General features: G+C 63.1%; 7 protein-coding genes. 5 read left to right on the forward strand and 2 right to left on the reverse strand.

Going from position 1 to position 12,338, the window contains the following annotated elements:
* Positions 1–11: 11 nt before the first annotated feature.
* Complete coding sequence (locus M2D63_RS13830; RefSeq protein WP_285863489.1) at positions 12–4,982, reverse strand: DUF6543 domain-containing protein; 4,971 nt, start codon at positions 4,980–4,982, stop codon at positions 12–14.
* 379 nt (positions 4,983–5,361) lie between these two features.
* A complete protein-coding gene (locus M2D63_RS13835; RefSeq protein WP_285863490.1) occupies positions 5,362–7,071 on the reverse strand; it encodes a sulfatase-like hydrolase/transferase in 1,710 nt (569 codons plus the stop codon).
* Between the two features lie 400 nt (positions 7,072–7,471).
* Here M2D63_RS13835 and M2D63_RS13840 point away from each other — a divergent pair, with 400 nt between their 5' ends.
* From M2D63_RS13840 to M2D63_RS13860, 5 genes are read left to right on the forward strand one after another with little or no spacing between them, the layout of a single operon-like run.
* Entirely contained in the window at positions 7,472–8,824 is a 1,353-nt protein-coding gene (locus M2D63_RS13840; RefSeq protein ID WP_285863491.1) for a UDP-glucose/GDP-mannose dehydrogenase family protein, read from the forward strand.
* Complete coding sequence (locus M2D63_RS13845) at positions 8,821–9,891, forward strand: NAD-dependent epimerase (RefSeq protein WP_285863492.1); 1,071 nt, start codon at positions 8,821–8,823, stop codon at positions 9,889–9,891. Before M2D63_RS13840 ends, M2D63_RS13845 begins: the two co-directional genes overlap by 4 nt.
* Positions 9,888–10,634 carry a sugar transferase gene (locus M2D63_RS13850; protein WP_285863493.1) on the forward strand — a complete coding sequence of 249 codons (747 nt, stop codon included), beginning with the start codon at positions 9,888–9,890 and terminating at the stop codon, positions 10,632–10,634. The genes M2D63_RS13845 and M2D63_RS13850 overlap by 4 nt, the downstream gene beginning before the upstream one ends.
* A complete protein-coding gene (locus tag M2D63_RS13855; RefSeq protein WP_285863494.1) occupies positions 10,635–11,282 on the forward strand; it encodes a CpsD/CapB family tyrosine-protein kinase in 648 nt (215 codons plus the stop codon). It abuts the gene before it with no gap.
* A 23-nt stretch (positions 11,283–11,305) separates the two neighbouring features.
* Complete coding sequence (locus M2D63_RS13860; protein WP_285863495.1) at positions 11,306–12,325, forward strand: polysaccharide biosynthesis/export family protein; 1,020 nt, start codon at positions 11,306–11,308, stop codon at positions 12,323–12,325.
* Positions 12,326–12,338 lie beyond the last annotated feature (13 nt).

Here is a 12,338-nt window from a genome sequence, read left to right on the forward strand (position 1 = left end):
CCAGGCTGAGGTCAGGCCGGCAGCAGGGCGAACAGCTTGCCAGCGGTATCACGGTCGATGGTTTCCCGCCAGATGGCCGTCACCGGCACACCGGCCTGCGCCTGGCCCTGCTGGTGGCCCAGCCCCTGGTGATCCTGGTCCAGGCGCTTGAGGTGCCCCGCCTTCCAGGCAAAATCCAGGTTGCCGCTGTCGGCCCGGGGATAATGGAAGTGCGCTGTCCATAGGCGCTCACCCGTCGTGCGCCGGTCAAGGATGTAATAGACGTCGAGATAGTACTTGTTGTTGCCCTTGCCACGCGCCAGACGCACGCCGCCCTTTTCCACGCTCACTTCCCCCTCGCCGATCAGGTAGCGCAGCCGCGCTGCGCTCAGGTAGTTTTTGTCCTTGTAGCCCTTGATCAGCAGTGCCTTGCCATGGTCGAGCAGACTTTCGGCAGTGAGGGTGAGCTGGTTGATCAGCGCCTGGTGGCCGACATCCGTGTCGGAGCGCAGGGTACTGGCCAGCGCCTTGAGTCTGACGGCACGGCGTTCGAGGGACTCGAACAGGTTGATCGGATTGATCTTACCCCCGGCTTCGCGGTCGGCCTGGCGCTTGGCCTGGTCAACCTCGTCCAGCAGTTGCCGGGCCTCGCTGCGCACAGTGGCGTAATCCGTGCGACTGACAGCGCCGACCTGCTCCTGCCAGGCATTGTCGGTCTTCTTATAGGTCGTCTGCTTCTGCGCGCCAAAGCCTTCAGGCAGGGTCACACGCACGACATCAGCGTTGTCCGGGTCGACAGTGCCTTCGAGCAGCAAGTCGCCCTGCGGACGCCGCACACGAATGACCTTGCGGCGCTGTTCCGTGGTACGCGCAATGTTATGGGGCGGAATGAAATCATAGTCTATCGCCTCATCGCGCAGGTGCCCGACGGCAACGCCGGACTGCCCAAACATCGCAGTCACATCCTGGTCGGCCTGTTCTTTGATCTCGCGGATGTAACCAATCACTTTTTCCAGGTGGCGCTTGTCGCGATCAAGCTCCGGCAGCGCCTGGCTTTCGGCCAGGCTCAGGCAAGCCTCCAGGCTGGACTGACTACTTTCCAGCATGCCCAGCCTGAACGCGGGAGGCGCACGCCTTGCTGCTTCCAGGCTAGTCACGCCGTCAAATACACTCTGGTAGAGTTCGTTGAACTCACCGCGCAATTGAAAAGATGCCGTTGGGTTGGTGGTATCGCTTACGATCAGAAGATTGCAGTGAAAGAAGACCAACGCCATTCGAACGTAGTTTGATGCAGGTAACGCACGACTGTCGCGGCAATTTTGCAGATTGATCAGCAGGTCAACCAGCTGGTCAATCATCTTCTTGACCTGTGTCTTGCTGGCCTTGGGGTGGAGACTTCTTTTCAACTCATCGGTGATTTTCTTGTGCTCCCGGCGTCGGCCTTCCATGTCGGTGGGCATTTTCTTTTTCAACTCGCGGATCTTCGCCCACGCAACATCGAAGCTCTGCTCAAGACGCAGTGCATCAACCAAACCGACTTTCAACATGTCTACTTTACTCATAGCGCCTGCCACAGCATCTTCCTGAGCCATCGAAAGCGGCAGCCTGGTTTCCAGGAAGCCTATGTTGTAGCTGTTCAGCGGGCGAAAATTATTTGGATTTAGCTCGGGATGGATTTCTCCCAGCGAGGCTGTCCGTTGATTGTGCTCGAGTTGGTCGACTACCGCTTTGGTGTGATAGCGTTCCGCAAGCCTGATGCAGTTTATTGCGTAGTTATGCATAAACTCGAAGCGAAATCCCTTATCTAGTTCAAGCTCTGAGGCGAACCTGTTGTAGTTCCGCGCATCCTCCTCATGCAATTTTATTACTTCATCGTTCAGCTTTTTAAAACTGATAATGTCTTCATCATCGGCAGTGAGCTGAGACGTGCGAAGCTTGTCACTCATGCTTGAGGAGAGGTCTTCAACTTCCTTTGTCTTGGAGTCAATCTTCGTTTGATTTCTTACAAGTATGTTGAGGATTACATATACCCGGGAATCGATCGGCGTCCCGTCGCGGGAGCGCTCCATCCCTGCCGCACCGCCCACGACGACGCCTCGCCACCTGCCCATGGCGTCCTGCACCACAGGCTCGCTGCGCCCGGGCCGAGTGGAGACATAACGGTTGCCCTGATCCTGGGCCACCGCATCTTGCGGACGGACGATCCGCCACACAGCGCACTGCGTAGTGGACGCCTCGGCATCGTGGACAACCTGGTAAGCCTGCCTGCGGATCAGGATGTAGCACTTGCCATCCTGTCGATAAATGCCCTCGGCGGCGACGCTGTTCGCCTTGATCTGCACAGTGGTCTGGAACGCCGCCAGGCGTGTGTCGCTCAAGCCGTAGGTGGTGAGCTCGGCAAGCGGAACGCGCCAGTCGCGCAACAGCACGATAGCCGACTGGGTGATACGCCTGGCCAGCCGGGCGCTGTCATTGAGCCCGTAGCCCAGTTGGTCGCGCTGCGTGTCACTCAGGCTGCGCAACACCGAGCCCACCAACGGATGATCCCCGGGCCTGGGCACCAGCGCATCGTCATTGCGCGCATCGTAACCGGCATAGGTGTCGCCCTTCCTGAGCAGTTCGATGTGATCGCCAGCGGAGGTCTGGCCGTAGTACGCCAGCTGGGTGTCAGAACGCGCCCACTGACTGGGCACCCTTGCATGGGTGCCATCCACAATCTTCAGGCCAAGTGCCTCGGGCCAGGTCTGCAAGGCGGTGACCAGGTGGCCGAACAACGCCTCGGCATCATCGCCAAGGCCGCGCCCCAACGGATCCTCCAGGGCGCTGACGGCCTGTTGGGTACGGCTGTCGGTACGGACGTCGTCTATTGCTTCAAGCACCTGGGCACTGAGGGTGTCACCTGCAGCTAAGCGGATATCCGGGTGCTGACGCAACAGCTGAACCGCCGCTGTCTGGCTCAGATCCGGAAAACGCGAGAGCAGTCCATCGAAGCGTGCCTGGGCATCGCTGGCCGGTCCAACGGTGCTGGCGTAGCCATGCCCCGGCAGCTCGGGGTCCAGGCTGGCTCGCGGTCGTCCATCCTGCAACACCTGATAGAGTGCTGCCTGGTTCTGCTTCAAGTGAACGGTCTGTTGCGCGGTCACATTCTGCAATCGCTGGTCGAACGACGTGGTCCTGTCCTCAGCCCCGAGCCTGGCGGCCGGCAGCAGTCGGTCATGCTCGTGCAAGGCTGCGGCCAGGAACACCTCGCCCCCTGACGCGCCCGCAGCCAGGCTGGCGTACAGGTTGACACCCAGGCGGATAAGTAGCAGGTGAGGCGTGCTCGAATCGGGCTGCCTGGGTTGATACTGAGCCAGCAAGGTGACGCGATCGCTGGCGTAGATCGAAATCCGGCTATTGCAGTGCACGGCGAACAGGGCAGGCAACACCTGATCGGCGATTGCCGGCACCACTGCGAGATGCTGTTCCAGGGCGCTGAGCAGACTGTCCAGTTGCCACCGAAGTTGCTGCAGGTCCAGCGCTTCACGCAGTCGCCAGGGCGCCTCGAGCGTGCCCGCCCAGACAGCGTCCAGCACAGTACGCGAGGTGCCGCTCACCTCCAGCAGGCGTTCGAGCTGCGTGTCGTTCAGCGCAGACACTGCTGGCGCCAGCATCGACCTGAGCCGCTGCGCGTCACTGAGTGATGCATTGGATGTGTGCTGCGCCGGAGTCGAGCGCCAGCTCAACTGCGAGCGCCCTAGCGAATCGGTCACCAGTTGCGGGCTGTGCAAGGCGCGGATCAAGGCCTGGCTGCGTAACCGGGAGATCTTCGCCCCAGCGCCCTGCAGGGCCGCCGTGATGGCCAGGTCCATGATGTCGGCCATGGCTTGCACGAACTGATCGGTTTCGCCGCGGACCAGGGCGACACTGGCCTGGTAGGTCTGATAGCCCAGGGTGCTGAAGGTGGCACTGAGCATCAATTTGTTCAGGCCGCGGGCACCACCCGGAACCGGGATCAGCAGCAGCTCGAGCACCTCGCTGCCAATATGGGCCAGGGCCTCGAGCCAGGTCTGGTGGTCAACGTCGCTGACCGGTCGATAGCCACTGGAGAGATCGGCGTAGTAGCGCAGGGAAACACCATTGCCCATGGCCGTGGCCAGCGACTGGCCAGTTACATCGACCTCCAGGTGCAAGCGCCGGGCAATTGGCGTGGTGTCGGCGAACCAGGCGTACAATTGCCGGGCCAGCCAGTTCAGCTCGCGGGTGTCGACCGCCGGGGTCTTGAGGTGGCTGTATAACCTGAGCTGGTCAGCCCGGCTGAGCAGATTGAAGAACCAGGGGCTGCCGCTGCTCGAGGCCGCGCCTCTCAAGGCGTCGCGCAAGGCGTCTTCGGCGATGGCTTGGGTGGCATAGCGTTTGATTTCCCCCGGGAACCCGGGCACGTAGGTGAAAATCGGCTCTACCGGGCCCGCGGCAGGACGCAGGAACAGCGTGATCGGGACGCTGCTGCCGGCAAAGTTCAGCCGGTAGCTGCTCCAGGGCTTGTCTTCATCCTCCCAGGCGCTCAGCAGCTGCACTTTCTCGGCGGCGTTGATCTCGCCACTGCGCAAGGCTTCCAGCACGGCCAGCTCCAGGCACGCGCGCTGGTAACCAAGCAGCACTGGCTTGATCCGTGTCGGGTAGCCGCGTTCGAAGGCGTCAAGAAAATGCTCACCCAGGTCCAGGTTGCGGCAGATGTCGACAAACGCCAGGGAGGTAAGCGCCTTGGCACCCGCTGGCCGATCCTTTTCCAGGATGGCAGCCCCCGCGTGAAATTGCTCACCACTGCCGGTCAGCCAGCGACTGCCCTGGTGAAACCCGAAGTTGCGCCTGGCTGCGTCCCAGAGGCTGCGGCTCTCGTAGACCGGCTCAAGGCCGTCGGTAGCGCTGCGCCGCGGTCGCGTACCGCCGGTGACGGGCACGCGGATCCGGGTCTGGTGAATGTCGATGTGTCGCCCCAGTTCCTCGAACAGTGCCGTGCGCAACTGCGCCTGGCTAGCGACGTCCAGCTCGCGGGAAAACGCCTGGACCTCCCTGGCCAGTGCGTTGCGCAGTTGCGCGGTGCCCAGGCAAAGCTGTCGATACCGGTGCTTGTCCACCGGTGCCAGCAGGCCGAGCGCGTCGCGGGTGGTATCGATGAGGTATTGCAGGGTCTTGCTGATGCCGCTGTCATCGGCCGAGAGGATGAAGTCGTCGCTGCGGGCATCGGGGACAGGCAGGGGATTGTTCAACATGAGCGTACTCCGGGGAATGTGAGCGCCCATGAAAAACCGTGCGCCACGCCCCGAAGTGGTAATTACTTATCGCTGACCGGGACTCTCCCTACAGGACACGCCCATGCCAAGGCATGGGCGTGTCACTGGCTCACTCGCGCCCGCCCAGCACAGGCGCCTGCTCGACAAAAGGCCCCTGGGGCGTGACCACCTGGTTCAGGTCGATGCGTTTGAACACCGGCTCCGCCCCCAGCCGCGCGTTGAAGCGGGTGTTGAAACTGAAGTCATCCTCGGTCGGCACCGCCAGTGAGCGGCCGTAGACCGGGGTGAAGCCGGCCGGGTCGTAACCGAGCAACTGCAACAGGGTCGGGAAGATGTTGTAGTGGCTGGAGCGATCCTTGTTGCTGGCCAGCGCCGCATCCCAGTCCAGGGTCTTGAGCTGCTTGCCCTGGATCACCACCAGCGGCACCAGGCCCTCCTCTTCCACCGGGTCGCTGTCGCAATGGGTGTTCAACCCCGGATTGCCACGCTCGTGCAGGTCCTGGCCGTGGTCGGAGGTGTAGATCAGCACGGCCTGGCTCAGATCAGCCTGGGCGAACAGGCGATTGAAGAACTCGCCGACGTTCCACAGCAGGCTGTTCTTGTACGCGTTGCGGTACAGCACCCAGTCTTCCGGCTGCCCGCTGAAGCCGTCGCGCCGGCCGGTGTCGGTGATGTCGGCGTACTGCCCGCGGGGCAAGGCCGGGCGGTAGGTCATGAAGGCATCGGGGTACTTGTCGTGCACCGGAAAATGCACGCCCACCTTGTTCACCACGATCAGTTGCGCCTGGTCGTCGCCCAGCAGCTCGACGAGCTTGCCCACCGCCGCCATGTCGCGGTCTTGCACCGGGGTGTCGTCGAACTGGATGAACTGGTCGATGTCGCGCTTCTCGGTCTGGGTCATCAGGTTCTGCAGGTTGCCACCGGTGCGTTGCGCATCGATGTACACGGTGCCCAGGCCCGCCGCCCTGGCGTACTGCCAGATCGACGGCAGGGTCGAGTTGATGCGCAGGTAGTCGCTGCGGGTACCGCCGTAGCGCAGGGTGACATTGGTGTCGGCGCTGCAGTTGGCGATGGAGGCGGCGTAGCCGTAGTTGAAGATGCTCGCCCCGGGTTGGGCCTGGTTGAGGTGGCTGCGCACGCCCTGGGCGGTGTTCAGGTCCAGGTAGTTGCCCGAGACGCTTTCATCGATGATCAGCACGATGTCACGGGCCAGCACCGGCCCGCTGCGCGAGAGGGTCACCGGCTCGCGTGGGCCGACATGATTGTTCAGCGATTCGTAGGCCATCAGGTTCAGGTAGGCCAGCGGCGTGTACATGATCGGCAGGCCACGGGCGCCCTCGCCTGCGCGCACGAACAGGATAGTGGTCAACAGGGCGATGGCCAGCAGCGGCGCGGCCCAGGGCAGCAGCGCCGGCCCCGGCAGCTGGCGCCGCGGGCGCAGGCCCAGGCCCAGCAGCAACAGCAGCGTACGCCCCAGGCTCTGCAGGATCACGCTGTGGTACTGGGCCAGGGCCTCGCCGATGAAGCCGCCGGAATAGACCATGGAGATGAAGGCGCTGTAGGTCAGGTAATCGGCGGTGATGCGGGTGTAGGCATCGAAAAACAGCGCACTGGCCGAGAACACCAGGGCAAAGCCCCAGCGCAGCCAGCCCTGGCGAATATTGGCGCACAGCAGCAAGGCCAGCACCAGCAGCACGAACACCCCGCCATACAACACCAACGCCGGCCCCAGGCCGATGGCCTGAATGCGTTCGAGGTAGTAGGGAAAGTGGCTGAGCAGGTACAGGACGAGCAGCAATTCCTTGAAATATCGGCGCATGGCTCCCTCGCAAATGGGCCCTTTTACGTCCCGGGCATCTTCCACGTTAGCAGCGCAGTTACAAAGCGCAAATCCGAATTCGTCAATAATCTGACTCAACTTACGTGTGCCAATTCTGACAGGGCGAGAACGCGAAAGCGTTGCATTCGTGAAACAACCCCCTTCCTACAGGCCACGTTTTTAGGGGCTAATGACCGTTCATCGGTTTGGCAAGCGGCCAATGGCCACTGCCCAGATTCGCTAAGGTACGGATTTCAAAAGGCTTGATGGCAAAAAGCCCATTTTGTAGCGATTGTAAATCCGACGAAACATGCCATTTGATTGACACAACCCGTCGCCGGTGGGCTATACCCTCTTCACACCTGTTTCATTCTCATTACTCCATACGAGGCGCGCCGACATGGACGTGAGCGTATTTGGCACCGGCTATGTCGGTCTTGTACAAGCTGCTGCCCTGGCAGACGTTGGTCACCGTGTGTTGTGCGTCGATGTCGACGCACACAAGATCAACCAATTGCGTCAGGGCGTTCCCCCGATCAGCGAGCCTGGCCTGTCGGGCATGCTCGAAGAAAACATCAAGGAAGGCCGTCTGCTGTTCAGTACCCAGGCCAGCGATGCGGTGGCGCATGCCGAGCTGATCTTCATCGCCGTCGGCACCCCGCCCGATGAAGACGGTTCGGCCGACCTGTCCCACGTGCTGGGGGTGACCCGGCAGATCGCCGGGCTGATGGACGCCGACCGCACCCTGATCATCAAGTCCACCGTGCCGGTCGGCACCGCCGACAAGGTCGTCCAGCTGGCCCGGGAAGAGCTCCAGCACCTGGCCAAGGACAACCTGAAGGTGCGGGTGGTCTCCAACCCCGAGTTCCTCAAGGAAGGCAGCGCCCTGGCCGACTGCATGCGTCCGGACCGGATCATCGTCGGCACCAGCGACCAGCAGGCCCAGGACCAGTTGGCCGAGCTCTACGCGCCCTTCTGCCGCAACCATGAAAAACTGATGTTCATGGACAACCGCAGCGCCGAGCTGACCAAGTATGCGGCCAATGCCATGCTCGCCACGCGCATCAGCTTCATGAACGAGCTGGCCAACCTCACCGAGCGCCTGGGCGCCGATATCGAGGCGGTGCGCAAGGGCATCGGCTCCGACCCGCGCATCGGCTACCACTTCATCTACCCCGGCTGCGGCTTCGGTGGCTCGTGCTTCCCCAAGGACCTGCGCGCCCTGCTGCACACTGCCGAGAACAGCGGCATGCCGCTGCGTCTGTTGCAAAGCGTCAGCGAGGTCAACGACGCCCAGCGCCAGATCCTCTTCGCCAAGTTGAAACAGCACCTGCCCGGCAGCCTGGCCGGCAAGTCCATCGCCCTCTGGGGCCTGGCGTTCAAGCCCAACACCGACGACATGCGCGAAGCGCCCAGCCGCTACCTGATGGAAGCCCTGTGGGCCGAGGGTGCGACCGTCTGTGCCTATGACCCGGAAGCCATGGCCGAATGCCGGCGCATCTACGGCTACCGCGACGACCTGCGCCTGTGCGCCACCCGCGACGACACCCTGGAAGACGCCGACGCCCTGGTGATCTGCACCGAGTGGAAGACCTTCCGCGTGGTCGACTTCGCCCTGCTGGCCAAGAAGCTGCGCAGCCGGGTGATCATCGACGGTCGCAACCTCTACAACCCCGACCAGGTCGCCACCTACGGCCTGAGCTACAGCGGCATCGGCCTGCGACAGGTGCTGCCGGGAGCGCCGGCACCATGAAAATACTGGTCACCGGCGCCGCCGGTTTCATCGGGGCTCATTGCACCCTGCGCCTGCTGCAGGATGGCCATGAGGTAATCGGCCTGGACAACTTCAACGACTACTACGACCCTGCGCTCAAGGAAGCCCGGGTGCACTGGGTGTCTTCCCAGGCCCGTCCCTTCGCGCTGTATCGCCTGGACCTCAACGACGCCGCCGGCGTGGCCGAGCTGTTTGCCCGCGAGCAACCCGAGGTGGTGATCCACCTGGCGGCCCAGGCCGGGGTGCGCTACTCCCTGGAGAACCCGCGGGCCTATATCGACAGCAACCTGTGCGGTTTCCTCAACATCCTCGAAGGCTGCCGCCGCCATCCCGTGCAGCACCTGCTGTATGCCTCGTCCAGCTCGGTGTACGGCACCAACCAGCACACCCCGTACCGGGTCCAGGACGCGGTGGACCATCCGCTGTCGCTGTACGCCGCGACCAAGAAAGCCAACGAGGCCATGGCCCACAGCTACAGCCACCTGTTCGGCATCGCCGCAACGGGCTTGCGCTTTTTCACCGTGTACGGCCCCTGGGGCCGGCCGGACATGTCGCCGATCCAGTTCGCCCGGGCGATTGCCGAGGGCCGGCCGATCCAGCTGTTCAACTACGGCCGCCACCAGCGCGACTTCACCTACATCGACGACATCGTCGAAAGCCTGGTGCGCCTGATTCCCCTGGCGCCGCAGGCCAACCCCGACTGGAACCGCGAGCAGCCGGACCCGGCCAGCAGCCACGCGCCCTGGCGCCTGTTCAACATCGGCGGCCAGCGCCCGGTGGAGCTGACCGACTACGTCGCCCTGCTGGAAAAACACCTGCAGCGCAAGGCCGAGATCGAACTGCTGCCCCTGCAGCCCGGCGATGTACTGGCCACCTGCGCCGATGCCAGCAGCCTGGAGCAGGTCACCGGTTTCACCCCGCACATTTCACTCGATGAAGGACTCGGGCGCTTTATTGCCTGGTTTCATCAGTACTACCCGCACCTAACCAGGGACGACAGGCGGGTCACCGGGTCAACACCCGAGCATCAACGGAGGGCGGTATGACAGGACAACCCAAGAGTGCGCAATTGCAGGCACTGCGCCAAGACAAACGCATGGACCCGGCACACCGCCAACGCATCGACGCGGCGATCCACATGCAGGGCCGTGGCTGGATGACCGGCCGTGCCGGCGGGCGTCCCTGGACCCTGTCGCGCACCAACCGGGTACTCGCCTGCATCGGCGCCCTGTGCATCCTCGCGCTGATCTCGCCGCTGCTGCTGGTGCTGGCCGTGCTGGTCAAGTTCAGCAGCCCGGGCCCGGTGTTCTTCGTGCAGAAACGCACCGGTTATCGCGGCCGCGCCTTCGGCATGTACAAGTTCCGCACCATGGTGGCCAACGCCGAAGCGCTCAAGGACTCGGTGCGCCACCTCAACAAACACGGCGCCGACTCCATCGATTTCAAGATCGACAAGGATCCGCGTGTCACCCCCATCGGCCACTGGCTGCGGCGCAGCAGCCTGGACGAACTGCCCAACCTGTTCAACGTGGTGCTCGGCGATATGCGCCTGGTCGGTCCTCGCCCCACTTCGTTCAACGCCTATCGCTACAAGGACAACCACCTTGCGCGCCTGAGCATCTACCCCGGCATGACCGGCCTCTGGCAAATCAGCGGCCGTAGCAACATCGACTTCGACCAGCGCGTCGAACTGGACCTTAGCTACATCAACGAACAGAGCTTGATGCTGGACCTGAAAATCCTCTTCAAGACGCCTTTCAAAGTCTTCAGCGGCCACGGAGCAAGTTGAATGGACGGTTCTACTTCAAGAAGTCTGACCATCGCCACCCCGAGCGAAACCAACCTGACGTCCACCGTGCTCGACGAGGACCAGCGCATCCTGTTGCTGACCGCCGCCAATACCGGCAGCGGCACCAGCACCAGCGCCCTGGCCTTCGCCAGCCAGTTGGCGCTGATGAGCGGCGGCCCGGTATTGCTGGTGGACAGCAGCCCAAGCGGCAACAACCTCAGCCAGCAACTGAGCCTGCACAAACTGCGCGGGTTCAACGACCTGATGTTCGACCAGGAGACCCCGCCACTGATGCAGGACTGCATCGTGCGCCTGTCCGACCAGCCGTTCGACGTGTTGCCCGCCGGCACCTACCGACGCGGCAAGGCGCGCCTGAACCCCGACCTGCTCAAGGTGCTGCTGCGCCACATGGGCGAGCACTATCGCTTCGTGGTGATCGACGGCGAGGCGGTCTACGCCAGCGCCGACAGCCTGGTGATCGGCACCCTGGTCGATGGCGTGATCCTGGTGGTGTGCGCCGAGGAAACGCGCTGGGAGGCGGCCCAGGCGGCGGCCCAGCGCCTGACCCAGGCCGGCGCGCGGTTGATCGGCAGCGTCTTCAACCGACGCAAGTACTACATGCCCAAGTGGCTGTACAACAACCTTTGAGGCCAGCAGCCCAGGAGCTTTCCATGAAATACACATCGTTCGCGCTGTGCCTGCTGACCCTGGCCGGCTGCGCCACCCAGGAATCCCGGCAAATGCCGGTGCAGATCATGACGGCCGCCCCGGCCAATGCCCAGGACACCGAACTGCCGCGCCGTGAGCAGGTGCTGCGACCACAGGATGTGCTCGATGTGATCTTCCATATCAGCACCAGCGGCTCCGATGCCTACCGCATCCAGCCGGGTGACACCGTGGGCCTGGCGTTCCTCTCGGCCAGTTCGCTCAACGGCAACCAGCTGGTGCTGCCCGACGGCAGCATCGAACTGCCACGGGCCAACACCTCGGTGAACATCGCCGGGCAGACCCCCGACGAGGCTCGCCGTACCATCCAGCAGGCCTACCGCAACAAGAGCCTGTTCCAGCCCAACCGCGACCAGCTGACCGTACAGGTGATCAGCCCGCTGACCAACGAGCAGAACCTCAAGAGCGCCCTGAACCACCCGGCCACCGGCATGAGCCGGGAGATCACCGTGGGCACCGACGGCCAGGCCAGCTTCCCCGAGATCGGCTCGGTGCCGCTGCAGGGCATGACGGTCAATCAGTTGCAAACCTACCTGAACAATCGCTACGCCAGCCTGCCCGGGCGCATGACCGTGGACGTGATGCTCAAGTCTACGGCCGCCAACGAGGTCTATGTGCTCGGTGAGGTCGGCCAGCCCGGTGCCTACCCGATCCGTCGGCCGATCTCGGTGCTCGAAGCCCTGACCCTGGCCCGCGGCCCGAACATTAAGGCGCGGCTGGACTCGGTGATGATCCTGCGCCGCAGCGGCAACCAGGTGCAGGCCTTCCCCTACAACGTCGACAAGGCCCTGGATGCCAGCGCCGCGCAAGTGGCCTACCTGCAACCGGACGACATGCTCTACGTACCCAAGACCAAACTGGCCAGCGCCGGTGACCTGGCCCGGCAACTGGCCGACGTGGTGCTGTTCCAGGGCTTCGGTTTCAGCTTTGCCTACCGTGTTGACAACAAAGACAGCGACGACTAATTCAAGGCGGGTG

Origin of the sequence: Pseudomonas sp. BJa5 (assembly GCF_030272875.2) — a bacterium.
Classification (GTDB): Bacteria; Pseudomonadota; Gammaproteobacteria; order Pseudomonadales; family Pseudomonadaceae; genus Aquipseudomonas.

Coding starts and splice junctions, on each gene's coding strand:
- M2D63_RS13860 (WP_285863495.1), top strand. CDS start 11,306: ATGAAATACACATCGTTCGCGCTGTGCCTGCTGACCCTGGCCGGCTGC.
- M2D63_RS13840 (WP_285863491.1), top strand. CDS start 7,472: ATGGACGTGAGCGTATTTGGCACCGGCTATGTCGGTCTTGTACAAGCT.
- M2D63_RS13835 (WP_285863490.1), bottom strand. CDS start 7,071: ATGCGCCGATATTTCAAGGAATTGCTGCTCGTCCTGTACCTGCTCAGC.
- M2D63_RS13845 (WP_285863492.1), top strand. CDS start 8,821: ATGAAAATACTGGTCACCGGCGCCGCCGGTTTCATCGGGGCTCATTGC.
- M2D63_RS13850 (WP_285863493.1), top strand. CDS start 9,888: ATGACAGGACAACCCAAGAGTGCGCAATTGCAGGCACTGCGCCAAGAC.
- M2D63_RS13855 (WP_285863494.1), top strand. CDS start 10,635: ATGGACGGTTCTACTTCAAGAAGTCTGACCATCGCCACCCCGAGCGAA.